The 23,788-nt window shown below is 63.1% G+C and carries 19 protein-coding genes and 2 pseudogenes; 8 read left to right on the forward strand and 13 right to left on the reverse strand.

Features of this window, described 5'->3' with window-relative positions; all coding sequences use genetic code 11:
- Positions 1-76 precede the first annotated feature (76 nt).
- From AB4N42_RS06505 to AB4N42_RS06520, 4 genes are read right to left on the reverse strand one after another with little or no spacing between them, the layout of a single operon-like run.
- Positions 77-1,078, reverse strand: coding sequence for a lysylphosphatidylglycerol synthase domain-containing protein (locus AB4N42_RS06505; protein ID WP_030140480.1), 1,002 nt, complete (start codon positions 1,076-1,078; stop codon positions 77-79).
- Positions 1,065-2,363, reverse strand: a complete 1,299-nt coding sequence (gene clsB, locus AB4N42_RS06510) for a cardiolipin synthase ClsB (protein WP_407684025.1) — start codon at positions 2,361-2,363, stop codon at positions 1,065-1,067. Before clsB ends, AB4N42_RS06505 begins: the two co-directional genes overlap by 14 nt.
- A complete protein-coding gene (locus AB4N42_RS06515; protein WP_431147351.1) occupies positions 2,360-3,178 on the reverse strand; it encodes an endonuclease/exonuclease/phosphatase family protein in 819 nt (272 codons plus the stop codon). The genes clsB and AB4N42_RS06515 overlap by 4 nt, the downstream gene beginning before the upstream one ends.
- Positions 3,175-4,101, reverse strand: a complete 927-nt coding sequence (locus AB4N42_RS06520) for a DUF72 domain-containing protein (RefSeq protein ID WP_264430814.1) — start codon at positions 4,099-4,101, stop codon at positions 3,175-3,177. Before AB4N42_RS06520 ends, AB4N42_RS06515 begins: the two co-directional genes overlap by 4 nt.
- Before the next feature lie 334 nt (positions 4,102-4,435).
- Between AB4N42_RS06520 and AB4N42_RS06525 the strand changes: the two genes are divergently transcribed.
- The gene (locus AB4N42_RS06525; protein WP_217860110.1) at positions 4,436-5,581 is read left to right on the forward strand and encodes an IS481 family transposase; all 1,146 of its coding nucleotides are present in this window, start codon (positions 4,436-4,438) and stop codon (positions 5,579-5,581) included.
- Between the two features lie 162 nt (positions 5,582-5,743).
- Positions 5,744-7,789: a mechanosensitive ion channel family protein gene (locus AB4N42_RS06530; protein WP_460116374.1), complete on the forward strand. Its 2,046-nt coding sequence runs from the start codon at positions 5,744-5,746 to the stop codon at positions 7,787-7,789.
- Between the two features lie 128 nt (positions 7,790-7,917).
- On the opposite strand, the gene AB4N42_RS06535 is transcribed toward AB4N42_RS06530, so the two are convergent.
- Complete coding sequence (locus tag AB4N42_RS06535) at positions 7,918-12,231, reverse strand: DEAD/DEAH box helicase (protein WP_460115984.1); 4,314 nt, start codon at positions 12,229-12,231, stop codon at positions 7,918-7,920.
- Positions 12,232-12,570: 339 nt separating this feature from the next.
- Between AB4N42_RS06535 and AB4N42_RS06540 the strand changes: the two are divergent.
- A pseudogene (locus AB4N42_RS06540) lies at positions 12,571-13,454 on the forward strand (sugar nucleotide-binding protein).
- Positions 13,447-14,376 (forward strand): NAD-dependent epimerase/dehydratase family protein, encoded by a 930-nt coding sequence (locus AB4N42_RS06545; RefSeq protein ID WP_258648381.1) that lies wholly within the window; start codon positions 13,447-13,449, stop codon positions 14,374-14,376. Before AB4N42_RS06540 ends, AB4N42_RS06545 begins: the two are co-directional and overlap by 8 nt.
- Before the next feature lie 223 nt (positions 14,377-14,599).
- Here AB4N42_RS06545 and AB4N42_RS06550 read toward each other — a convergent pair whose 3' ends face one another.
- From AB4N42_RS06550 to AB4N42_RS06570, 5 genes are all read right to left on the reverse strand, one after another.
- Entirely contained in the window at positions 14,600-15,298 is a 699-nt protein-coding gene (locus AB4N42_RS06550; RefSeq protein WP_198796664.1) for an OmpW/AlkL family protein, read from the reverse strand.
- A gap of 185 nt (positions 15,299-15,483) precedes the next feature.
- Positions 15,484-16,005, reverse strand: a complete 522-nt coding sequence (locus tag AB4N42_RS06555) for a DUF3299 domain-containing protein (RefSeq protein ID WP_198796665.1) — start codon at positions 16,003-16,005, stop codon at positions 15,484-15,486.
- 11 nt (positions 16,006-16,016) lie between these two features.
- Positions 16,017-17,282: an ABC transporter permease gene (locus tag AB4N42_RS06560; protein ID WP_181288424.1), complete on the reverse strand. Its 1,266-nt coding sequence runs from the start codon at positions 17,280-17,282 to the stop codon at positions 16,017-16,019.
- Position 17,283: 1 nt separating this feature from the next.
- Complete coding sequence (locus AB4N42_RS06565; RefSeq protein WP_198796666.1) at positions 17,284-17,994, reverse strand: ABC transporter ATP-binding protein; 711 nt, start codon at positions 17,992-17,994, stop codon at positions 17,284-17,286.
- Positions 17,995-18,133: 139 nt separating this feature from the next.
- Positions 18,134-18,730: a DUF2796 domain-containing protein gene (locus AB4N42_RS06570; protein WP_258648378.1), complete on the reverse strand. Its 597-nt coding sequence runs from the start codon at positions 18,728-18,730 to the stop codon at positions 18,134-18,136.
- A 120-nt stretch (positions 18,731-18,850) separates the two neighbouring features.
- On the opposite strand from AB4N42_RS06570, the gene AB4N42_RS06575 reads away from it, so the two are divergent.
- A complete protein-coding gene (locus AB4N42_RS06575; RefSeq protein WP_258648377.1) occupies positions 18,851-19,201 on the forward strand; it encodes a hypothetical protein in 351 nt (116 codons plus the stop codon).
- 28 nt (positions 19,202-19,229) lie between these two features.
- Here AB4N42_RS06575 and trxA read toward each other — a convergent pair whose 3' ends face one another.
- From trxA to AB4N42_RS06590, 3 genes and pseudogenes are all read right to left on the reverse strand, one after another.
- Positions 19,230-20,102, reverse strand: coding sequence for a thioredoxin (trxA, locus tag AB4N42_RS06580; RefSeq protein ID WP_030140465.1), 873 nt, complete (start codon positions 20,100-20,102; stop codon positions 19,230-19,232).
- Positions 20,103-20,225: 123 nt separating this feature from the next.
- Complete coding sequence (locus tag AB4N42_RS06585) at positions 20,226-20,879, reverse strand: class I SAM-dependent methyltransferase (RefSeq protein WP_030140464.1); 654 nt, start codon at positions 20,877-20,879, stop codon at positions 20,226-20,228.
- Positions 20,876-21,341, reverse strand: a pseudogene (locus AB4N42_RS06590) (YbaY family lipoprotein). Before AB4N42_RS06590 ends, AB4N42_RS06585 begins: the two are co-directional and overlap by 4 nt.
- Before the next feature lie 127 nt (positions 21,342-21,468).
- On the opposite strand from AB4N42_RS06590, the gene nrdR reads away from it, so the two are divergent.
- Genes nrdR through AB4N42_RS06605 form a run of 3 tightly spaced genes read left to right on the forward strand, consistent with a single transcriptional unit; the run spans position 21,469 to position 23,787 of the window.
- Entirely contained in the window at positions 21,469-21,933 is a 465-nt protein-coding gene (nrdR, locus tag AB4N42_RS06595) for a transcriptional regulator NrdR (RefSeq protein ID WP_013694316.1), read from the forward strand.
- Positions 21,930-23,063, forward strand: a complete 1,134-nt coding sequence (ribD, locus tag AB4N42_RS06600; protein ID WP_460115985.1) for a bifunctional diaminohydroxyphosphoribosylaminopyrimidine deaminase/5-amino-6-(5-phosphoribosylamino)uracil reductase RibD — start codon at positions 21,930-21,932, stop codon at positions 23,061-23,063. The genes nrdR and ribD overlap by 4 nt, the downstream gene beginning before the upstream one ends.
- Positions 23,064-23,109: 46 nt before the next feature.
- Positions 23,110-23,787 carry a riboflavin synthase gene (locus AB4N42_RS06605; protein WP_217860447.1) on the forward strand — a complete coding sequence of 226 codons (678 nt, stop codon included), beginning with the start codon at positions 23,110-23,112 and terminating at the stop codon, positions 23,785-23,787.
- Position 23,788: the final 1 nt, after the last annotated feature.

The raw sequence follows: 23,788 nt of genomic DNA on the forward strand, positions 1-23,788 counted from the left end.
CTCTCTGCGAATCCCTGTGGGAGCGGGCTTGCTCGCGAAGAGGCTAGCACAAGCACCTCGTGATTCAAGCAACCGCTCACTTGACCCCAGGCTTGACCCGCAACGCCTTGGCCTTCGCCTCGATCACCAGGTACATCACCACCGTGACCAACAGCGGCAGGATGAAATAGATCGCCCGGTAGGCAATCAACCCCGCGATCAAGCTGCCCCGTGACACCTCATGCTGCAACAGCGCGACAAACACTGCCTCCAGCACCCCGAGCCCGGCCGGAATGTGAGTAATCACGCCAGCAATGCTGCTGATCAACAGCACCCCGAGCACCACCGGGTATTCGAGTTTGCTCGGCAACAGCGTAAAGATCACCGCCGCCATCAGCGACCAGTTCAGCGCCCCCAATGCCAATTGCAACACGGCCATGCGCAGCGAAGGCAGGTTGATTTCCATGCCGCGCACCGTCCAGGCCCGGCGCTTGGAGAAACGGCAGGCCAGCAGATAGCCGGCGCTGATTAGCAATAGCAGCACTCCGACGCCTTGCAGCGCATCGCTGCTCAGTTTCCAGCCCGGAGGCATCGTCACCAGGCCACTACTGAACACCACGCCGGCCAAGGTCATGTAGCCGAACCAGTTGGTGGCCAGGCTCAAGCCGAGAATCTTGGCGATATTGCCCGTGCTCACCCCCAGCCGCGAATACAGCCGATAGCGCATGGCGATGCCGCCGACCCAAGCACTGAGGTTGAGATTGAAGGCGTAACTGATCACCCCCACCGGAAGTATTTGCCGCCAGCCCAGTTTTTGCCGGATGTAAGTGCGCCCGATCAGGTCGAAGCCGGCATAGGTGATGAAGCTGGCGATGGTCAGCGCGGCGGCGATCAGCAAAGTGCGCAGCTTGAAATCCGCCAGGGTCGTGAACACCTCGGACCAATCGATGCGCCGCGCCAGGGCGGTGAACAGCACGATCAGCAGCAGGAAAAAAGCCAGGGTCAGCGGGCGTTTCCAGCGACTCCAGCGCGACTTCGGCTTGGCCTGTTCCGGGGCTTGGGCATCTCTCGGCGCGGTGTGCGCTTCAGAGTGGTTCATGGGGTTCGCTCCGGACCGCCGTCGGCGGCGAAAAAGGTTTCAGACGCGGTTTATGGGCCGGCAACCATCCGGCCCAGGCCGGAAAATGACGCAGGAAGTGGAACACCATGAAACCGATGGTCATGCGCCACAGCCGCCCGCGACGGGCGTGATTTTCGGGCATGACGGTGCAGTGATTGCGGCTCAGGTGATCGAGGCGCTCGAACAGTTCGCGGTTGAACGCCCGGTCGCGGATCAGCACGTTGGCTTCCAGGTTCAGGGACAGGCTCAGCGGGTCGAGGTTGCTCGAACCGACCGTGCTCCAGTCTTCATCGACCAAGGCGACCTTGCCGTGCAGCGGCCGCTCGCAATACTCGTAGATCGTCACGCCGGCCTTGATCAGATAGTCATAGAGCATCCGCGCCGCGAGCTTGGCGATCATCATGTCCGGTTGCCCTTGCAGGATCAGCCGCACCTCCACGCCACGTCGCGCGGCGTTGCGGATCTCGCGCAGCAACCGATAACCGGGGAAGAAATACGCGTTGGCGATTACCACCCGACGCTGGGCGCTGCGCAGCACTTGCAGGTAGACCTCTTCGATGTCGGTCTGATGCTCGTGGTTATCGCGGTAGACCAGGCGCACCTGGCCGTCATGGTCGTTGAAGGCCAACTCGGTGCGGCGGCTGCGGCGACGTTGCCACCAATACTTGGCCCGGGCTGGCCGACCGCTTTGCAGCAGCGCGAAGTGATGGATATCCACCACCGCCGGACCTTTGATTTCCACTGAGTAATCCTGCTTGGCCTCGGGACCGAAGTCGCCCAGGTGGTCAGCGGAAAAGTTGATTCCGCCGATGAACGCGATCACCCCGTCCACCACTACGATCTTGCGGTGCAGGCGGCGGAACCAGTTGGTGCGGATGCCCAGGTGCCGGGGGGCCGGATCGAACATCTGCAGGCGTACCCCGGCGTCGCTCAACGAGGCGAGAAACGCCGTGCTCAGCTCGCCGCAACCGAAACCGTCGAGGTTGACGGTGATGCGTACGCCGCGCTTGGCCGCCTCGACCAATATATCCCGCAGTTCAAAGCCGACCTTGTCCTCGAACAGAATGAACGTCTCCAGGAGGATTTCTTCCTGGGCGCGGCGAATCGCTTCGAAAACCCGTGGGAAATATTCCTCACCGTTTTCCAGCAGCGTGACGCGGTTGTTGCCGTGCCAGCCGTATTCGACGTCGGCCAGCGCCGGGTTGCGTTCGGTCGGCGGCACCTCGACCTTTTCCACCGTCGCCTTGTCCATCGTCGCGTTCATAATTCGATCTCCACCGACAGCGGTGCGTGGTCGGAAAGGTGCGACCAGGGACGTACATTCAATACCTTGGCGTGATGGGCCTTGAGGTTGCGCACGTAGATGCGGTCCAGGCGCAGGATCGGCAGGCGCGCCGGAAAACTGCGGGCCGGCTTGCCCCACTGTTCGGCGAATACCTCCCGCAGGCCGCAGGGCGCGAGCAGGTCATTGGCCTTGCCACGCCAGTCGTTGAAGTCGCCGGCAACGATGACCGGTGCTTCGGGCGGCAATTCGCTCAAGCGTTGGCAAAGCAGCTTCAGTTGCTCGACGCGATGGCCTTCACGCAACCCCAGGTGCACGCAAATGGCGTGCACGTCCCGTCCACCGTCAGCGTTCGGCAGGCGCAGCACGCTGTGCAGCATGCCGCGGCTTTCGTGGCCGCTGATGGACACGTCGAGGTTGTCGTGGCGGATGATCTGGAATTTCGACAGCAATGCGTTGCCATGGTCGCCCGCCGGATACACCGCGTTGCGCCCATAGGCGAACTGCGGCCAGAGGGTGTCGGCGAGAAATTCATATTGCGGGATGCTCGGCCAGTTGCTGTAGCGCTGGGGATGGTGTTCGTGGGTGCCGTGTACTTCCTGCAGGAACACCACGTCGGCGGACACGCTGCGCACGGCTTCGCGCAGTTCCGGCAGGATGAAGCGCCGATTCAGCGCGGTGAAGCCCTTATGCGTGTTGACCGTCAGCACCGTGAATCGATTGACTCCGTCGAGCAGTCGCTGCGCCGAATCGTGCAGCGGCTCGCGGGTGGCTTCGCTGGATTCTGGCGTGCTCATGGCAATACTCCTTCGGCCGGGCGCACACCGGGAGCGGTGGCGAGGTGCTTGTCCAGGTCGAAGCGCTCCAGCAGGTGGCGCGCGTCGTAGGGCGCGCGGACTTTGATGTCGTTGTCGAAATAGCAGAACACTTCCCGGCTCTTGCGCGGCCGGGGTTTCTTTTTCGGATCGATCAACTGTGCGTCGCTCGGCTGCGTGCCGTGGCTCCAGGCCTCGATCCGGTCGCCCCAGCGCTTGAGCGCCTCGTCGGTGTAGCCGCTGGCGTACAACTCTTCGGCGCCGTGCAGGCGCAGGTAGACGAAGTCGCTGGTGACGTCCTCGCGGTAGGGCCATTTTCCGGCGGTATCGGCGACCACCAGGGCAACGTCGTAGCGTTTGAGCAGGGCGACGAAGCGGGGGTCGATGAAGCTTTCGTGGCGGATTTCCACGGCATGGCGCAGCGGGCGCTTTTTATCGGTCTCGGTGCTGGCGTGGCCGTCCAGGCGCGACTCGTGCTCCCGGGCCAGCGCGGCGGCGGCCTGGGTGTCATGGGGCAGTTGCTTGAGGAAGTCTTCGAACAGTTCCGGGTCGAATTTGAAGCTGGGTGGAAACTGCCAGAGGATGGCGCCGAGTTTTTCCTTGAGCTCCAGCACCCCGGACGCGAAGAAATTCGCCAGCGGCTTGTGAATGTCCCGCAGGCGCTTGATGTGGGTAATGAAGCGCGGCGCCTTGACGCTGAACACGAAGTCCGGCGGCGTCTCGGCGTACCACTGGGCATACCGTTCGGGGCGTTGCAGGGCGTAGAACGATCCATTGATTTCGATGCTGTTGACCGCTCGAGAGGCGAATTGCAGTTCTCGTTTCTGCGCCAGCCCCTTGGGATAGAAATCTCCGCGCCAGGGCGTGTAGCGCCAACCGGAAATGCCAATGTGGATCGCCGTCATGTATCCCTCCCGTGCCAATGACCTCGTACTGCCTGTGTCTTTTGATGACCGCCGGGCGGGCTGGAAAGTTTCGATGGCCTTACCGATGGTGGCGCAAACGGTGAAGTACCGTGGCGAGGGGATTTATCCCCGCTGGGCTGCGCAGCAGCCCCAACAGGCGGAGCACATTCAGCCTGACATACCGAGGCGTTAGATTTTGGGGCCGCTTCGCAGCCCAGCGGGGATAAATCCCCTCGCCACGGGATATTGTTTGGTCCGGGGACATGGTTAACACCTGTTCGGGGACATAGTGGACACTTTTTAATACGACACATTGATCATCTGGAGATGTCGTGTGTCCTGGAAAGAGGTGTCTGCCTTGCAGCTTCGTACTGAGTTCGTCTCCTTAGCCCGCCAAGATGGGGCGAACATAAAAGAACTTTGTCGCCGTTACAGCATTAGCCGAACGACTGGCTACAAGTGGCTCAAACGTTTCGAGGAAAAAGGCGCTGCCGGCTTGATTGACCAGTCCCGACGGCCGCTGTCCTCACCTGGAAAAACTACTGCCACTCCTGAAAAACAGATTCTGGAGTTGAACCTGGAACACACTGCCTGGGGGGCCCGGAAGATCAAGCGGTACTTTGAAGAAAAAGGCCATGTCATGCCGGCGCCCAGCACCGTGCACGCCATCCTCAAGCGCAACGATCGAATTGATCCCGCTGCATCTCTGATTAAACCTTTCATTCGGTTCGAGCATCCTCAACCAAACGATCTCTGGCAAATGGACTTCAAAGGCCATGTCGGCATGCGTGCAGGGCGTTGTCATCCATTGACCTTGCTGGATGATCATTCGCGTTTTTCGCTGATAATTGCCGCCTGCGCAAACGAAAAAAGGGAAACGGTGCAAGGCCACTTGGTCAGTGCTTTTCGGCGTTACGGGCTGCCCCGTCGCATGACAATGGACAATGGGCCACCTTGGGGACACGAGGGAGATGCCTACACAGGCCTTGAGCTATGGCTGATGCGCCAAGGTATCGAGGTGTCGCACTCGCGGCCTTATCACCCCCAAACCCAGGGTAAGCTCGAACGTTTTCATCGAAGCCTAAAGGCGGAACTACTCACCGACAGAACACTGATTGACCTCGACGCAGCTCAGCAAACCTTTGACCACTGGCGGGAAGTCTATAACCACCAACGCCCTCACCAAGCGCTGAATCACAACGTTCCGGCCTCCCGGTACCGACAGAGCGAGCTGTGCTATCAAGAGGCGTTACCGGAACTGGAATACGGCGACGATGACGAAGTTCGGACCGTCCAGGCTAACGGAGAACTCAACTGGCGCGGCTGGGAGTTAAAGCTGGGCCGGGCCTTTACAGGTGAGCGTGTGGGCTTGCGCAGGACCTTGGAGGACGGCAAGCACGATGTCTATTGGGGTAGGCATCGTGTTGCACAAATTGACATGAACGTCCGATCCGTAATATCAGGTAAACGGCTTCGTTAACTGTCCACCATGTCTCCGAACATGTGTCCACCATGTCCCCGGACCAAACAGATATCAGCGAACTTGCCGCCCCTTTGTTGATCAGTTCCTTACCGACCCCGTGCGAAGGAGCCCCGCGTTTTGTCTCGATTGAGCACTGTATTGCTGCTATTGCTGTTGGCCATGACCGGCACCAGCGCCTACGGGACCGCTGCGGTCCCTGGCCTCCCCAAGCCTGCCGAAGCCCCGACCGAGCCCGAACCGCTGGTGCAAGGCGGCTTATTGGGAGCAATCAGTTCCAGCATCGACGATGTCCAGGACAAGCTCGACCTCGACCAGAGCCTGGTGGATGCCTGGCGCCTGCGGGCGGATCGGGCGGCTGACGAGGTCGATCGACTGGTGGACCAGACGTCCCGTTCGTCCTGGCGGATAGCGGGCGATTTCCTGTTGCTGTCAGGCGTGTGGCTGGGGACCTTCGCGCTGCTCTGCGCCGGTGCGCGCTTGCTGGTGCGACGTCTCGGTCGGCGCCGCTGGCTACGCACTCGCCAGCGGTTGCGGGACCTGCTCGGTTATCTGCTGCCGTACACCTTGCCGGCCGTGGCCTGCCTGCCCTTGACCCTTTACGTCAGCCATTTCCTGCAAGTCTCGGTCGGTCGCGCCCTCGCGCTGTGTTTCGCCTACGCCACCAGCAGCGGCATTGTTTCCACATCGGTGCTGCTCTGCGTGATCGTGATGTTCAACGCCGGCCACAAACGCCGTGCCGTGGCGATCATCCGGCGTTTCAGCCCACGGCCGTTGTTCCTGATCGGCTTCCTGGCGGCCCTCAGCGATGCCCTGACCAGCCCGCAGATCGCCCGCCAACTGGGCGGCAATATCACCAGCAGCGTCGCGGTGTTCACTGGGCTGTCGGCTTCGCTGATCTTCGGTTGGCTGGTGATCCACATGCGCCGGCCCGTGGCCCATCTGATCCGCAATCGACCGCTGGCCCAGCGTCTCAAGCAACCGGCCTTGCAGGAATCACTGCGGATTTTTTCCGGGCTCTGGTATTGGCCGATCCTGCTGATGGTACTGGTCTCGGCGGTGAGCCTGATCGGTGTCGGCGAAGACAACCAGAAGGCCCTGCGTTGCGCCTTGTTCACCACCCTCCTGCTGATCGCGACGGTGTTCCTCAGCACCGTGTTCCAGCACATCTTCAAATCGCCCAAGGCCGAGGCCATCCAGCGCAACAGCGCCTACAAGGGGCGGCTGTTGAGCTTGCTGCACGCCTTGTTGCGGATTGTCATGGCCGTGGTATTCATCGAAGTGCTCGGACGGATCTGGGGAATCTCTTTGTTCGAGTTCGCCTCGCGCAACGCCGTGGGACGGGCAATCAGCGATTCCCTGAGCCGCATCGGCCTGATCTTCCTGGTGACCTGGCTGACGTGGGTAGTGCTCGACACGGCGATCCAGGAGGCGTTGAAACCTCCGCTCAACAAGCGCGGCGCCCGGGCACCCAGCACCCGGGTGAAGACCATCCTGCCGCTGTTGCGCAACGCGGCCAAAATCATCCTGGTGGTGATTTGCGCGATCACCACCATGGCCAACCTCGGCATCAACGTCGCGCCATTGCTCGCCGGTGCCGGCGTGGTCGGGCTGGCGATCGGTTTCGGTTCGCAGCAACTGGTGCAAGATGTGATCACCGGACTGTTCATCATCATCGAGGACACGCTGTCCATCGGCGACTGGGTGGTGCTCAGCTCCGGTCATGCCGGCACCGTCGAAGGCCTGACCATCCGCACCCTGCGCCTGCGCGATGGCAAGGGTTTCGTGCATTCGGTGCCGTTCGGGCAAATCAAGGCCGTGACCAACCAATCCCGGCAATTCGCCTTTGCATTTTTCTCGGTGCAGTTCACCTACGACACCGACGTGGACCGTGCCATTGAATTGATCCGCGAGGCCGGCGATTCGATTTCCGAGGACCCGTTCCTCAAGTTCAACCTGCAAGGGCCGCTGGATGTGTTCGGCGTGGACAAGATGGACCTCAACGGCGTAGTCCTCACGGCCCAGTTCCGCACGGTCTCGGGCGGGCAGTACGCGGTGAGCCGGGCATTCAACCAGCGATTGAAAAAGCTTGTGGATAACGAGCCGTCGGTGCACTTCGCGCAGACTTATCCACAGCAGGTGGTGTTGCCGAAGCGGTTGGTTGAGGAGCCGAAGGCAGGGGGCGAGCAGGCTGATCAAGCTCAATAATTACTTCAGGTTTGTGGTGAGGCTTATGGCCTCATCGCGAGCAAGCTCGCTCCCACAGTAGGTTTGTGGTGAATGGACAGCCCCCTGTGGGAGCGGGCTTGCTCGCGAAGGGGCCCGGCCAGACACCCTCAATTTTTCTGAATGAGCTTGTTCCTGACCCCAGCCATCCCTTCTGCATCCAACTCCACAAATAGCTGCTGCTTGCCCGCCACCAGCGCCGCCACCGGCAACCCATCCCGATACACCAGCCGATTACTCGCCAGCGCCGGCACTTTCGCCCCGGGCAACAACGTGCCGGCTAGGTTCAGCGGATCAACCCCGCACACCGCCACCAGGCTGCCATCGGTGGGTCGACGCCTGGCGTCGCGCAGCAGCGGGATGGCTTCGGGCAAGGCGAATTGTTCGCCGGCCAGCCCGCTGACGAAGCGCCCGCCTCGAATCTCGTCCCGTGCCTCCAGACGATGAAACGTGCGCAGCAATTCACGCCAGCTCGGCAACCAATCGGCCTCGCGCTCCAGCAGGCGCCAGAACACCACGCCATAACGGCGCAGCAGGGTCATGGCGATGTGTTCCAGGGTTTCGGGCGGTGTGGGCGCGGGCCGGTTGCCGGGTTCTGGCGCGGGTGAACTGCGGCGTAATAAGGCCCAGCGCCCGGCATCGTCCATGCCGCCGACAAACGCCCCGCGTCCGCGCCGGCTGCTACGGGCCTGGCGTTTGCTGGCAGGGGTGATCAAGGCCCGCAGCCCGGCGAAGCTGTCAGCATTCACGAGCCCGGCACCGACCAGTTCCTGCAAGGCGATTTCCAGTTCGCTGCGCAGCAAATGGGCCTCGTGCAGCAATTCATCGAAAAACAACGCGCCATGTTCACTGAGGGCCTGATGGACTTTTTGCGTCTTGAGCGACAGTTCGCTGATCGGTGTCTGCTCGGCCAGGCTGCTCCACAGCGCGACCTTGGCGCGCGGCAGCAACACGATCGGCGTGCTGCGCAAAGCGCTGGCGGATAACTTCTGACGAGCGCTCAGGCGCGTCCAGACGAACTTGCCGCTGCGGCACAGTTCGTCGAGCCAGCTCGGCGAATAATCCTTGATTCGCGCTGGCAAAAGGTCGCTGTCCCAGGCCGAGGCGGCGGCCGGGTAGCCTTCGAACTGGCCGATGATCGACGGCAGCACCGCGTTGCCGCGGCCCTGGCTGGACGGCGACAGATGCTGCCAGTCGAACAGGAAACGCATGAAATCCTGCAACATCACCGGCTCGATTTCCCGGCGCAAGCGCTTGACCGTGTAGCGGTGGATCCGCGCCAGCAGATGCCGTTCGCACCACTCCTCTTGAGCGGTGCCCGGAGTGAAGCGACCGCGCAGCACATACCCCTGTTGTTCGAGCTGAGCCAGGGCCTGGGTCGCTTGCGCCGGCGACAGCCCCAGCGGGTAGGCGATCGCCGTCAACGGCTGCGGGCCAAAGGCACTGAGCCGCGCGCGCAGCACTTCCACCACGGCCTCGTCGCTGTCCCACGGCTCATCGAACCCCGGCAGCGGTGTCAGCGGCGGCTGCCATTGGGCTTGTGGATAAATCGCCTGCAGGCACGTCAGCCGCTCCAGCGGCACCCACAGGCCGCGCTCGTCACTGATCTGAATGTGACTGGCGCGGCCGCGCTCCGCCAGGGTCCGCAGCCCGTCCAGCCAAGACGGCTCGGCACTGGCTTCGCTGTCGGCGATGCAGGCCAGGCTCATCAACGCTTCATGGATTTCATCGACATTGGTCGGCGTCGGCCAGGCCTCTTCCCGCACGGCCTGGATGGCCTCGGCGTCCAGCGCACCGAGGTCGTCGGTGGATTGCGGATCGCTCCAGCGGCGGTTGATCACCGCTTGGGTACGGCGCTCCTCCAGCGGCGCGTCGTCAAGGAAGGTGTAAGGCCGGGCGCTGAGGATTTCTGCCGCCAGGGGCGAGGGCGCCGGCAGGTCGCGGCTGACCAGGCGGATCTCACCCGCTTCCATGCGCCGCAACAGCGCCAGCCAGCCTTCGCTGTCCATCGCCTCGTGCAGGCAATCGTCCAGGGTTTGCTCCACCAGCGGATGATCAGGAATCTCTCGCTCGTCGGCGAGGTTTTCCAGGCAGGCGATCTGGTCCGGGAACACGCTGGCGATCAAGTCTTCACTTTTCATGCGCTGGATCTGTGGCGCGACTTTGCGCCCGCCGGTATAGCGCGGCAACGCCAGGGCCACGCCGGCATTCCAGCGCCAGCGCACGCCGAACAGCGGCGCATCCAATACCGCTTGAATCAGGATCTGCTCGGCGCTCTGGCTGTTGAGGTAGCGCCAGACCTCGTCCAGTTCGAAGCTGTGGCTGGTGGACAGCGACAGCACGATGGCGTCCTCGCTGGCGGCGGCCTGCAACTCGAAGTTGAAGGTGCGGCAGAAACGCTTACGCAGGGCCAGGCCCCAGGCGCGGTTGATGCGGCTGCCGAAGGGCGTATGGATGATCAGTTGCGTGCCGCCGGACTCGTCGAAAAACCGTTCCATCACCAAGGTGTCCTGGGACGGCAGGGCGCCGAAGGCCAGGCGTGCCGGGGCGAGGTAATCGAGGATCTGCTCGGCGCTGGCAAGGTTCAGGTGCAAGGTGCCTGTCAGCCAGTCGAGTGCCGGTTGCAGATTACCCGGCGTGGCGCCGAGCAGTTGATCGAGCTGGGCTTGCAGGCGGGCGACGGCCTGAGACAACTCGGCGCTGCGCCCCGGGGCTTCGCCGAGCCAGAACGGGATGGTCGGTGGTTGACCCTGGGCGTCCTCGACCCGCACGCGGCCGGTCTCGACGCGGATGATGCGATAGGACGTATTGCCCAGCTGGAACACATCGCCGGCGATGCTCTCCACGGCGAAGTCTTCATTGACGCTGCCGATGTTCAACCCCTGTGGTTCGAGCAGCACGCTGTAGTCAGCGTTGTCCGGGATAGTGCCGCCGCTGGTCACCGCCGTCAGTTTGCTGCCCCGGCGCCCGCGCAAGGTCCGGGTCACGGCGTCGCGGTGCAGGTAGGCGCTGCGCACGCCTTGTCGGCCATTGAGTCCCTCGGCGAGCATTTGCAGCAAGGCCTGGTAGTGGGCTTCGTCCAGCTCCGCGTAGGGCGAGGCGCGGCGGAACATTTCCAGCAACGCCTGTTCATGCCATTCCTGGCAACTGACTTCGGCGACGATCTGCTGGGCCAGGACGTCCAGCGGCGCCCTGGGGATGTGCAGGATGTCCAGCTCGCCACGGCGCACGCAGTCGAGCAGGGCGGCGCATTCGATCAAGTCGTCGCGGGTGGTGGCGAACAGGCGCCCCTTGGGCGTGCCGCCGACCTGGTGGCCGGAGCGGCCAACCCTTTGCAGGAACGCCGAGATCGAACGGGGCGAGGCGATCTGGCAGACCAGGTCGACATCGCCAATGTCGATGCCCAGCTCCAGCGACGCCGTGGCAATCAGCACCTGCAATTCACCGCGCTTGAGGCGTTGCTCGGCGTCGAGGCGAAACTCCTTCGCCAGGCTGCCGTGGTGGGCCGCCACGGCGTCCTTGCCCAGGCGTTCGCTCAAGTGACGACTCAGGCGTTCGGCCAGCCGCCGCGTGTTGACGAACACCAGCGTGGTTCGGTGCGCCCGGGCCAGCTCGGCGAGGCGGTTGTAGACCAGCTCCCAGACGTCATTGGCCATCACCGCAGAAAGCGGCACCGGCGGCACCTCGATGTCCAAGTCCCGCGGGCGGGCGTGGCCGATGTCGACGATTTCGCAGGTGCGTCCTTCGCCGACCAGAAAGCGTGACACCGCTTCGATGGGTTTTTGCGTGGCGGACAAGCCGATGCGCATCAGCGGTTCGGCGCACAGCGCTTGCAGCCGTTCCAGGCTCAAGGCCAGGTGGCTGCCGCGCTTGCTGGCGGCAATGGCGTGGATTTCATCGACGATCACCGTGCGGGTGCTGGCAAGCATCTGCCGGCCGGAATCGGAGCCGAGCAGCACATAGAGCGATTCGGGGGTGGTCACGAGGATGTGCGGCGCGGTCTTGCGCATCGCCGAGCGTTCTTTTTGCGGGGTGTCACCGGTGCGCACGGCGGTGGTGATGGGCAAGGGCGGCAGGCCCATTCGCTGCAACTGCTCGGTGATACCGGCCAGGGGATTCTGCAGGTTGATCTGGATGTCGTTGCTCAGGGCCTTGAGCGGCGAGACGTAGACCACCAGCGTCGCGTCCGGCAGGCCACCTTGCTCCAGGCCGCGGTGCACCAGGTCATCCAGCACTGCGAGAAATGCGGTCAGGGTCTTGCCCGAACCCGTTGGAGCGGCGACCAGCACCGAACGGCGCTGGCCGATCAACGGCCACGCCCGGGCCTGGGCGGCCGTGACCGCCGGGAATGTCTGGCTGAACCAGGCGCGAACGGCGGGGTGAAAGCCTGCCATGGCGTGGTCGGCTGCAAGGGGCAGATTCATGTGGGCAGTTTAGGCGGGTGGGGTGGGGATGATGCAAGTGGCGAGGGGATTTATCCCCGCTGGACTGCGCAGCAGTCCCTTTAATTAACACCTGGGTGGGTCAGGCTCGCCTCATTTGCTTGGTTGGGGCTGCTGCGCAGCCCAGCGGGGCGGTGCGACGTTTCGCTAAATCCCCTCGCCACAAGAGCTCAGCAACCGCCTTGGAAAACGGCAAACCCGGAGATCTGCACTTTACGGATGACGGTTGCGCACTAAACCCGCAAAATGCAACGATTCCGACGACGCCCTCGGGCGTTGTCGACCAAATTCTTGTGCCAACAGACTGGGCCTGCTGACTTTATGCGAATGCGCCTTATGTTACTGGGCGGCGGAAATGCCCTTGGGCAGGCGCTGATTCGCCTCGGTGCAGAAGAAGACATCGGTTTTCTTGCCCCCCGCCCCCCGAAGACGGCTGGGATGCCGCGAGCCTGACGCAACTGCTCGACGACACCCGGCCGGACGCCTTGATCAACCTGGCGTACTACTTCGACTGGTTCCAGGCCGAGACTGTCAGTGAGCAGCGCCTGGCCAGCCAGGAGCGGGCGGTCGAGCGCCTGGCGGAACTGTGCCAGCATCACAACATCGTCTTGCTGCAACCGTCGAGCTACCGCGTATTCGATGGCTCCCGCGCCACCGCCTACAGCGAAAAGGACGAGCCCGTGCCGCTGGGCCTGCGTGGCCAGGCCTTGTGGCGAATCGAGCAAAGCGTGCGCGCCACCTGCCCGCAACATGTATTGCTGCGTTTCGGCTGGCTGCTGGATGACAGTGCCGACGGCATCCTCGGCCGTTTCCTGGCCCGGGCCGAACAGCCCGACGAGTTGTTGCTGGCCGATGACCGTCGGGGCAATCCGACGCCGGTTGACGATGCGGCGCGGGTGATCATCTCGGTGCTCAAGCAACTCGATTGTGCCGCGCCGCTGTGGGGCACGTATCATTACGCCGGGCATGAAGCGACCACGCCACTGGCGCTGGGCCAGGCGATTCTCACCGAAGCGCGGGCCCTGCATCCGCTGGCGATCGAGTCGCCCACGCCCCAGGCCCATGCCGCAAGGCCGGACGCCGCGGAAGAACCGCAACACGCGGTCCTGGCCTGCAAGAAAATTCTGCACACCTTCGGGATCAAGCCCCGCGCCTGGCGCGCCGCGCTCCCGAGCTTACTGGATAGGTTTTATCGCCATGGCTGACGGCCCTGTACTCATTACCGGCGGCGCGGGTTTCATTGGTTCGCACCTGACCGACGCCTTGCTCGCCAAAGGGCACTCGGTACGCATTCTCGATGATTTGTCCACCGGCAAGCGCAGCAACCTGCCGCTGGACAACCCGGCGGTGGAACTGATCGAAGGCGACGTCGCCGACGCTGCGCTGGTCGCCCAGGCCATGGCCGGTTGCCGTGCCGTGGCGCACCTGGCGGCGGTGGCCTCGGTGCAAGCCTCGGTGGATGATCCGGTGCGCACGCACCAAAGCAATTTCATCGGCACCCTGAATGTCTGCGAAGCCATGCGCCAGAGCGGCGTGAAACGGGTGCTGTTCGCCTCCAGCGCGGCGGTCTACGGCAACAACGGCGAAGGCCAGTCCATCGACGAAGACACCCCCAAGGCACCGCTCACGCCCTACGCGGCGGACAAACTGGCCAGCGAATACTATTTCGACTTCTATCGTCGCCAGCACGATCTGGAGCCAGCGGTGTTCCGCTTCTTCAACATTTACGGCCCACGCCAGGATCCATCCTCGCCCTATTCAGGCGTCATCAGCATTTTCAGCGAGCGCGCGCAGAAAGGCCTGCCGATCACCGTGTTCGGTGATGGCGAGCAGACTCGGGATTTCGTCTATGTCGAGGACCTGGTGGACGTGTTGGTCCAGGCCATCGAAAAGCCTGAAGTGGGGGTGGGCGCGGTGAATGTCGGCTGGAACCAGGCGACGACGCTCAAGCAGATGCTCCAGGCCCTGGCGGTAGTGGTGGGTGACTTGCCCACCATCAGCCACGGCCCGGCGCGTTCCGGTGACATCCGTCATTCGCGCGCCGACAACGGTCGCCTGTTGGAGCGTTTCAGCGTTCCGAAGCAGACGCCGATGAGCGTGGGGCTGGCGCGATTGTTGGGGCGCTGAGTTTCCGCCATGAAAAAGGCGCCTCTCGAGGCGCCTTTTTTGTCACGGCCTACCACGTTGTGGCGAGGGGATTTATCCCCGTTGGGCTGCGCAGCAGCCCCAAAAGCTGCCACCTCGGCGTGTCAGGCTGATCAAGGTCGACCAGCCAGGGGACTGCTGCGCAGTCCAGCGGGGATAAATCCCCTCGCCACAGGGTGTTGTCAACTCGCGATGGTGCTCAGGCTCAGAACTTGTAACCCAACCCCACCATGTAGACGAACGGATCCACATCGACGTCCACCTTGGCCCGGGTACCGCCGGCCACGGCGTTGTTGTCGACATACGCAGTGGTGTCGATGTCGATGTAGCGGATCTGGCCGTTGATCATGATGTTGTCGGTCAGCATGTAGTCCGCACCGACTTGCCAGGCCATGCCCCAGCTGTTTTTCGCGCGGAAGTTACTGAAGCCGTTGGCGCTGGCTTCGCTGCCGACGTGCTCGTCATAGATCCAGGTGTAGTTGATGCCCGCACCGACATAAGGCTGGAAGGCCGATTTGGCGTCGAGCGGGTAGTAGACCAGGCTCAAGGTCGGCGGCAGGTGCTTGAGGGTGCCGAGCTTGTTGTTTGCGGCGCCAAGGGCGGTGCCTTTGATTTTTACGTCATGCTCGAACGGCGAGGCCGCCAGCAATTCGATACCCCAGTTGTTGGTGAGCATGTAGGCGAAGTTCAAGCCCAGTTGCGTGTCGCTGCTCATGGTCGCCTTGCCGCCCAGGTCGGTGCCGGCCAGCGGGCCACGGTCGACCTTGACGCTGGAACTGTCACCGTCCGGGTTGACGGTGATCGCACCGGCGCGAACGATGATGTCGCCGGCAGTATGGGCCTGGGCGAGTGGGGCGGCGAGGGCGAGCGCGATAAGGGAAGCGCTGAGCAAGGACTTGTTCATTGAGGGCTCCAGAAGGCATCGAAAATTGATGTCCCATGGTACGAAGCCGTCTGGTCCGGTCTTTTGACTCAGCTCAATGAGTCAGGGGGTGTTTAATTGACTCAGCTCAATGAAATGATGATGAGCAAACCTTGAGGGCCCCATCCGACGATAGCTATCTCATCAACAACCCATCACCACCGGATTCACTCCGGCAGCTCATACACATAAATCTTCTCAGCCTCCATCTGATACCCGGCATCGGCCAGTTCACTGGTGGACGGCTTGACCTGCATCGGCCCTTCGACCCAGTACGGCTGATACAACTCGTCGAGCTTGACCCCGACTTCGCTTTTCACATGGACGATCTGGTTCGACGGCGGAGGCGGCACATGGATACAGGCGCCGAAGTACGGCACCAACAAAAAGTCCGTGGTGCGACCTTCTTCGCTGACTTCCAGCGGCACGATGTAGCCCGGCAAACGAATCTGCTGGCCATCGAGGGCCTTGACCACCGGCGCGTTGGGCAGGTCCTGCCTGGCCGCAGGGGCGGATTCGGCAGCCAGGGCATCGCTCATCTTCGACAGGTCGTGCAACGGCGTCATGTTCGGCACTTCCGGTGGCGCGTCCGGCGGGATCATTTCCGACCAGGCCAGGTCCCTCGGCTCGGCCGCCCAAAGGGGCAGGGCGGCGACCAGCATCAACAGCGCAAGCACGGCGCGGGGCATCTTCGGCTTCCTCATAAACGGATCGACAGGCCATCGGCCAACGATTGGCGATAGGCGCGCCAGGCCGGCACGCTGCCCATCAACAGGGCGGCGACCAGGATGCCAGCCAGCAGCGTCCATTCATATTCACTTGGCCAGCCCAGCGGCAAGTACAAGCCATAGGCAGACTGCACGTAACCCTGGGCGGCGGCGATGCCGATGTACAGCAACGCCAGCCCCGCAGTGACGCCGGCCAGCGCCAAGGCGAAGGCTTCGAGCACCAGCAGGCTCGCGATGTGCCACGGCCGTGCGCCCACCGAGCGCAGGATCGCCATTTCCCGGCGGCGCTCGTTGAGGCTGGTGAGAATCGCCGTGAGCATGCCGATCAACCCGGTCAGCACCACGAACAACGAAATCACGAATAGGGCTTTTTCCGCCGTGCCCATCAGGCTCCACAATTCCTGCAACGCCACGCCGGGCAGGATCGCCAGCAGCGGTTCGCCGCGGAATTCGTTGATCTCGCGCTGCAAGGCGAAGGTCGAGATCTTGCTGTTGAGGCCAAGCATGAACGCGGTGATCGCTTGGGGCGTGAGATCCATATTGCGGGCCTGGTCGGCGCTGATGCGGCCATTGCCCTGGGCCGGCACGCCGTTTTTCCAATCGATGTGGATGGCCTCCATACCGCCGAGGCTGATGTGCAGTGTGCGGTCCACTGGCGTACCGGTGCGCTTGAGAATCCCGACCACGGTGAAGGGCTTGTCGTCATGCTTGACCAGGCTGATCGCCGCGACGCCGTGGGCCAGCACCAGTTTGTCCCCCAGTTTGTAATGCAGCGCCTCGGCTACTTCGGCGCCCAGCACGACTTCGAATGGATCGGTGGCGAACGCCCGGCCATCGGCCAGTTCCAGGTGTTGCTGGCGGCCGTACTGGTAATGCTCGAAATAGGCCTCGGTGGTGCCCATCACCCGATAACCGCGATGGGAATCGCCGAGGGACATGGGAATCGCCCATTTCACTTTCGGGTTCTTGGCGAACTGCTCGAAGCTGTCCCAGCGGATGTTGTTGGTGGCGTTGCCGATGCGAAACACCGAGTACAGCAGCAGGTTCACCGAGCCGGAGCGGGCGCCGACGATCAGGTCGGTGCCGCTGATGGTGCTGGCGAAACTGGCCCGCGCCTCGGTGCGCACGCGTTCCACCGCCAGCAGCAGGCACACCGACAGGGCAATGGCAAACGCAGTGAGGATCGCGGTGAAGCGGCGGTTCGCCAGGCTGGCCATGGCTAGACGGAACAAATACATCTCAGACCTCGAGTGGCGTGGCGGCGCGATTGAGATCGGCCAGCGAGAGGTTACGGTCGAACAGCGGCGCCAGGCTCTGGTCATGGCTGACAAACAACAGGCTCGACCCGGCTTCGCGGCATTCCGCAAACAACAGGCGCAGGAAATTTTCCCTAGCGTCGTAGTCCAGGGCCGAAGTCGGTTCGTCGGCGATCACCAGTTCCGGTTGGCCGATCAAGGCGCGGGCGGCAGCGACCCGTTGTTGCTGGCCGATGGACAATGAATCGGCGCGCCGCTCCAACAGGCTTGGATCGGTCAGCCCCAGGTGGGCCAGTAAGGTGGCGGCGGCCTGGTCGATGCTGCCGTGACGCTGGATAGCCCGTTGCGCGCGCAGTTTGGAAAAGTGGCAGGGCAATTCGACGTTTTCGCGCACCGAGAGAAACGGCAGCAGGTTGAACTGCTGGAAGATGTAGCCGGTGTGGTCCACACGGAAGCGGTCGCGGCGGCCGGCGCCCAGTTCGCTGAGTTCCTGGCCGAGCAGGCGGATGCTGCCGCGATCCGGTGTCTGCACGCCGCCCAGCAGCCCCAGCAAGGTGGTCTTGCCGCTGCCGCTCGGGCCCTTGAGGAACACGGTTTCGCCGGCTTCCAGGCGAAACGCCGGGATATCCAGCAAGGGCGGGTGCCCGGGCCAACTGAAGCCCAGGTTGGACAGTTCGATGAGTGCTTGGGTCATATCGCCGGTTTTTCAGAGTAGTGGGAGCCCCCCTGTGGGAGCGGGCTTGCTCGCGAAAGCGGTGCCAGGCGACATCACTGTTAAATGTGCTTAAGCGCATTCGCGAGCAAGCCCGCTCCCACATGAGGTTTTCGGTGAGTCAGAATTTCAACGCTGGCGCCTTGGCCGTCACTTCCACGCCTTGCTGGCCGCTCGGGCTGATCAGTTGTACCTGAATTTTCTGGGTGGCCGGGAAGGTTTTGAACAGCGTCGCCAAGTCCAGGTTCTTCAAGGCGCCAGGGGTGGCGCAGGTGAATTGATAGTGGGCGTGGATCTCGCTGTGTTCGCCATGGTGTTCGTCGCCATCGGCGTCTTCGTCATGGTCTTCATGGTCCGGTTCATCACCGAACAACGGGCTTTCCAGTTCCTGCTGGGCCACGGTGCATTTGGCGGCGGCTGGCAGGGTGAACAGCGCCAGTGGTTTTTCCAATTGCGCGCGCACGGCGGCGACCTTGGCCTTGTCGGCATCGCTGGTGGCGGCGTGTTCGAAACCCACCAGGTTCATCGCCGGGCTTTCCAGTTCCAATTCCAGGGTCTGGCCGTCCAGGGCGGCGTTCAGTCGAGCGACGCCGTGTTCATGGGCGCCGAGGCTGCCGTGTTCGTGGTCATGGTCATGGTCATGGTCATGCTCCACCGCGGCGTGAGCGACGGCCAATGGCAGCAGGGCGAACGGCAAAGCGAGAAGCAGACGACGCATGACGAGTCTCCGAAAAGGTTATGTAATCTTATAACGAAAGTGCGCAGAGTTTGACCGTCTGCTTGGCGTCGCGCAAGGCCCATGGGAGCATGCGAACATGAAATCTTCGGGAGCACGGTAATGTTGCGGATACGCGGAACCGTCGGCGAGTGGCCGGTGGACTTGACGATCGAAATGGATGAGGACGACTGGGCGCAGCTCGGCGCGCAGTTGCAAGTGGCCAAGTCCGAGAGTGCAGTGGCACCTGCGGCCAAACCGGCGAATCAAGATGATGCCCAATGGCAGATCGCCAAGGAACTGCTGCGCAAGGCCGGCCAACTGAGCGGCCCGGACCTGCTGGAACAACTCGAAGGCCTGACCGGCAGCGCCTCGTCAGGCAAGCGCTTGTTGGTGCGCTTGCGCCACAGCCCGGATGTAAAAGTCATCAGCGGCGGCGACACACCGCTCTACAGCTGGCACGAAACTGCGTAGAAGCTGTGTAGGAGCTCCTACGGTGCAATCAATACAACGCGGCGAACAGCTTGCGCCGATAGGTCGTCACCAGCGGATGGTCGTTGCCCAGCAGTTCGAACACTTGCAGCAAGGTCTTGTGCGGCAGGCCTTCGCTGTAGCTGCGGTTACGCACGAACAGCTTGAGCAGGGCATCGAGGGCCGCTTCGTACTGTTGGCGCGCCAGTTGCTGGATCGCCAGTTGATACACCGCCTCATCGTCCTGCGGATTTTGCGCCAGGCGCGCCTTGAGCTCGGCGGCGTCCGGTAGATCCTTGGCCAGGCCGAGGAACTGAATTTGCGCCTTGGCACCGGCCAGTGCAGCCTTGTGCTCGTCGCTTTTCACCGCGTCGAGGACTGTTTGTGCCTCGCCCAGTTCACCGCGCTCGGTCAGGCAGCGGGCATAGAGAATCAGCGCCTTGGCGTTGGTGTTGTCTTCACCCAGCAGCACCGTGAGCACGGCTTCGGCGTCGGCGAAGCGGCCTTCGTCAAACAGCGCCTGGGCCTGTTCGAGCGGATCGGCGGCGGCTGGCGGCGGCATCTGCACATGGGGTTCGAGCATGGCCCGCACCGCGGATTCCGGCTGGGCCCCGGCAAAGCCGTCGACCGGCTGGCCGTCCTTGAACAGCACCACGGTCGGCAGGCTGCGAATGCCGAAGCGGGCAACGATGTCCTGCTCGATGTCGCAGTTGACCTTGGCCAGCAGCAGTTCGCCCCGATAGCTCTCGGCGATGCCTTGCAACATGGGCATCAACGCCTTGCACGGCGCGCACCACTCGGCCCAGAAATCCACCAGCACCGGTTTGTGGAAAGAGTTGGCGATCACCGACTGGTCGAAATCGGCCGTGGTGGCGTCAAAGATGTAAGGCGTGTCCTGGGTCATGGGAAATCTCGTAGAACGCTTGAATGGGGCAACTATACGGCTTGGTGGGGGGTGGCTGAAAGCGGGGTGGCAGTGAGAGGTGTATTGATTGGCAGGGCCTTATCGCGAGCAAGCTTCTATGAGTCAGCGCCGAGCGTGGTACAGGCTCACATGCCGAAACTCCTCCGGCTCGGCCAGGTCCGGCAAGGTCATGGCCTCGAGCATTTCGATGCGCCGGTACAGCGGATGCTGGAAATCCCGCACCCGGGAATCGGCCACCAACGCCTCGCGACCCCGGCTGAGAAACTCATCGAGCAACGGCAGGTTGGCCCGGTCGTAGAGCACGTCGGCGACCAGGATCAGATCGAAGCGATCAGCCTCGGCGAAAAAATCCCTCGAATAACCCAGCTCGACGCCGTTGAGTTCGGCATTCGCCTGGCACGCGCCAATCGCCAACGGATCCAGGTCGCAGGCCACCACTTCCAGCGCGCCGGCCTTGATCGCCGCGATGCCCGCCACCCCGGAGCCAGCGCCGAAATCCAGCACTCGCTTGCCTTCGACCCACTGTGGTTGTTCGGCCAGGTAGCGTGCCATCGCCAGGCCGCTGGCCCAGCAAAAACTCCAGTAGGGCGGTTCGTGGAGGATGCGCCGGGTTTCCTCCGGGCTGAAGGCGCGGTCCATGTTGTCGCCGTCAATCAGCCACAACTTCAAGTCTGTGCCCGGTAGCGGACAGGCCACCAGGCGCGCATCGCCAAGCAACTCGCCCAGCGCTTGTTGCAGGTCCTGCGGTGCCCTCATGGCGCTTTGACGAATTGCAGGACGCCCAGCGCCTGGGTGGTCGGTTGGCTGATGCGTTGCTCCGGCAGGTGCAGGATCAACTGGCCCGACTGGCTGGCCCGGCCGCGCAATTCCACGCGGGCGCCAACGGGGAACGCCTCGGGGTTGAAGCGCAGGTGGAACGGCAGGGCCTGATTGGTGCCGATCAGGCTGGAACTGGCGAGCAGTTGCTGCGGGCGATCCTTGTCATCGATCACCAGCAGCGCCAGTTCCACTTCAGCCCCGGCCGGCACGCCTTGCAAGGTGCCGCTCAACTCGCGCTGATACAGCCGGCAGCGGTCCCAGCTCCGCTGCCTGGCGGGCCTTCTCCTGGGCCTGTTTTGGCGCGGGCGTTGGAGCCGGCGCGGCGGGTTTGGGGGCGTCGCTGCTGCACGCCATCAGCAGGCTGAAAAGGCTGAGCAAAACAATGGATCGTAGCGGCATGGGTGGCTCCAGCAAGGTGAATTCCATGGATCTGGCGATAAGCCCGTCTGTATACCGTAAACCCTATGGCTTGTCTTGCCAGTGGGATGCGCTACCATGGCCCTCCCTTTTTTTGTTGCCTGCCACCATGCACTGTCCCTTCTGCGGTGCCAACGACACCAAAGTCATCGACTCGCGACTGGTCGCCGAAGGCGAACAAGTCCGCCGCCGCCGCGAATGCCTGGCCTGCGGCGAGCGTTTCACGACGTTCGAGACGGCTGAACTGGTGTTGCCGCGCCTGATCAAGACCGACGGCAGCCGCCAGCCGTTCGATGAAGAAAAACTGCGCGCCGGCATGCAGCGCGCCCTGGAAAAACGCCCGGTGAGCGTCGAGCGCCTGGAAGCGGCGCTGGTGCACATCAAGCACAAGCTGCGCGCGACCGGCGAGCGCGAGGTCAAGTCCCTCGTCGTCGGCGAGCTGGTGATGGCCGAGTTGCAGAAGCTCGATGAAGTGGCCTACATCCGCTTCGCCTCGGTCTATCGACGTTTCCAGGACCTCAACGAATTCCGCGAGGAAATCGACCGCCTGGCCCGCGAGCCGGTGAAAGAATGACCAGCCCGGCGCAACAAGCCGTCCTCGACGCCCACTACATGGCCCGCGCCCTGGAGTTGGCGCGACGTGGTCACTACACCACCCACCCCAATCCTCGGGTAGGTTGCGTAATCGTGCGGGACGGGCAGGTGGTCGGCGAAGGCTGGCACATCCGCGCTGGCGAACCCCACGCCGAAGTCCATGCCCTGCGGGCCGCCGGTGACAACGCCCGGGGCGCCACGGCCTATGTGACCCTCGAACCGTGCAGCCACCATGGCCGTACGCCGCCGTGTGCCGATGCGTTGGTCAATACCGGCGTGGCGCGGGTGGTGGCGGCGATGCAGGACCCCAATCCCGAAGTCGCCGGCCGCGGCCTGCAGCGGTTGGCCCAGGCCGGGATCGCCACCGAAAGCGGCGTGCTCGAAGGCGAAGCGCGCAAGCTCAACGAAGGTTTTCTCAAGCGCATGGAGCACGGCCTGCCGTTCGTGCGGGTCAAGCTCGCCATGAGCCTCGACGGTCGCACGGCCATGGAAAGCGGCGAGAGCCAGTGGATCACCGGCCCCGCTGCACGTTCGGCGGTCCAACGCCTGCGGGCCCAGGCCAGTGTCGTGCTGACCGGTGCCGACACGGTGCTGGCGGACAACGCCCGGCTGACCGTGCGCGCCGACGAGCTGGGGCTGGACGCCGAGCAGACCGCGTTGGCCATGAGCCGCCCGCCATTGCGCGTGCTCGTGGATGGACGCCTGCGGGTGCCGCTGAATGCGGCGTTTTTCAAGGCTGGCCCGGCGCTGGTCGCTACCTGCATGGCGGTGGAAGAACAGTACGCCAACGGTCCCGAATGCATGATCGTGGCGGGTGACGACGGTCAGGTCGATTTGCGACGGCTGTTGGTTGAATTGGCGGCCCGAGGCGTGAATGAAGTGCTGGTGGAGGCCGGCCCGCGACTGGCGGGAGCATTTGCCCGGCAAGGCCTGGTGGACGAATTCCAGATTTTCGTCGCCGGCAAGTTCCTCGGTTCCACAGCGCGGCCGCTGCTCGACTGGCCGCTGGCGCAGATGAAAGACGCGCCGCAGCTGAAAATCATCGACATTCGCGCCGTGGGCGATGACTGGCGAGTCATTGCCATCCCCGTTCCGCTGGCGAGCGTATAATTCCCGGCTTTCGCTCAAGCGGCGGCCCGTTCTCGAGGAGGACTCCATGTTTACCGGCATCATCGAATCCATCGGCAGCATCCGCGCACTCACCCCCAAGGGCGGCGATGTGCGGGTCCATGTCGAAACCGGCAAGCTCGACCTGAGCGACGTCAAGTTGGGCGACAGCATCGCCGTGAACGGTGTCTGCCTGACGGCCGTCGAGCTGCCGGGCAATGGCTTCCTCGCCGACGTCAGCCGCGAAACCCTCGACTGCACCGCCATGAATGACCTCAAGAGTGGCAGCCCGGTCAACCTGGAAAAAGCCCTTACACCAACCACCCGCCTGGGCGGTCACCTGGTCAGCGGCCATGTGGATGGCGTCGGTGAAGTCGTCTCGCGTACCGATAACGCCCGTGCCGTGGAATTTCGTATCCGCGCTCCGAAAGAACTGGCCAAGTACATCGCCCATAAAGGCTCGATCACTGTCGACGGCACCAGCCTGACGGTCAACGCGGTGGATGGCGCCGAGTTCATGCTGACGATCATTCCCCATACGTTGAGCGAAACCATCATGGCTTCGTATCGGCCAGGTCGCCGGGTCAACCTGGAAGTCGACCTGCTGGCCCGTTACCTGGAGCGCCTGCTGTTGGGCGACAAGGCCGCAGAGTCTGACCCTTCACAACGGCGGGCCGGTAACATCACTGAAAGTTTTCTGGCCGCCAACGGCTACCTCAAATCCTGAC

Source organism: Pseudomonas sp. H2_D02, assembly GCF_054677635.1.

Bases quoted from the DNA above. Each gene is read 5' to 3' on its own strand.
- AB4N42_RS06570 (WP_258648378.1), bottom strand. From the start codon at position 18,730: ATGCGTCGTCTGCTTCTCGCTTTGCCGTTCGCCCTGCTGCCATTGGCC.
- AB4N42_RS06505 (WP_030140480.1), bottom strand. From the start codon at position 1,078: ATGAACCACTCTGAAGCGCACACCGCGCCGAGAGATGCCCAAGCCCCG.
- AB4N42_RS06515 (WP_431147351.1), bottom strand. From the start codon at position 3,178: ATGAGCACGCCAGAATCCAGCGAAGCCACCCGCGAGCCGCTGCACGAT.
- AB4N42_RS06520 (WP_264430814.1), bottom strand. From the start codon at position 4,101: ATGACGGCGATCCACATTGGCATTTCCGGTTGGCGCTACACGCCCTGG.
- AB4N42_RS06550 (WP_198796664.1), bottom strand. From the start codon at position 15,298: ATGAACAAGTCCTTGCTCAGCGCTTCCCTTATCGCGCTCGCCCTCGCC.
- clsB (WP_407684025.1), bottom strand. From the start codon at position 2,363: ATGAACGCGACGATGGACAAGGCGACGGTGGAAAAGGTCGAGGTGCCG.
- AB4N42_RS06575 (WP_258648377.1), top strand. From the start codon at position 18,851: ATGTTGCGGATACGCGGAACCGTCGGCGAGTGGCCGGTGGACTTGACG.
- AB4N42_RS06560 (WP_181288424.1), bottom strand. From the start codon at position 17,282: ATGTATTTGTTCCGTCTAGCCATGGCCAGCCTGGCGAACCGCCGCTTC.
- ribD (WP_460115985.1), top strand. From the start codon at position 21,930: ATGACCAGCCCGGCGCAACAAGCCGTCCTCGACGCCCACTACATGGCC.
- nrdR (WP_013694316.1), top strand. From the start codon at position 21,469: ATGCACTGTCCCTTCTGCGGTGCCAACGACACCAAAGTCATCGACTCG.
- AB4N42_RS06605 (WP_217860447.1), top strand. From the start codon at position 23,110: ATGTTTACCGGCATCATCGAATCCATCGGCAGCATCCGCGCACTCACC.
- trxA (WP_030140465.1), bottom strand. From the start codon at position 20,102: ATGACCCAGGACACGCCTTACATCTTTGACGCCACCACGGCCGATTTC.
- AB4N42_RS06530 (WP_460116374.1), top strand. From the start codon at position 5,744: ATGACCGGCACCAGCGCCTACGGGACCGCTGCGGTCCCTGGCCTCCCC.
- AB4N42_RS06555 (WP_198796665.1), bottom strand. From the start codon at position 16,005: ATGCCCCGCGCCGTGCTTGCGCTGTTGATGCTGGTCGCCGCCCTGCCC.
- AB4N42_RS06585 (WP_030140464.1), bottom strand. From the start codon at position 20,879: ATGAGGGCACCGCAGGACCTGCAACAAGCGCTGGGCGAGTTGCTTGGC.
- AB4N42_RS06545 (WP_258648381.1), top strand. From the start codon at position 13,447: ATGGCTGACGGCCCTGTACTCATTACCGGCGGCGCGGGTTTCATTGGT.
- AB4N42_RS06565 (WP_198796666.1), bottom strand. From the start codon at position 17,994: ATGACCCAAGCACTCATCGAACTGTCCAACCTGGGCTTCAGTTGGCCC.
- AB4N42_RS06535 (WP_460115984.1), bottom strand. From the start codon at position 12,231: ATGAATCTGCCCCTTGCAGCCGACCACGCCATGGCAGGCTTTCACCCC.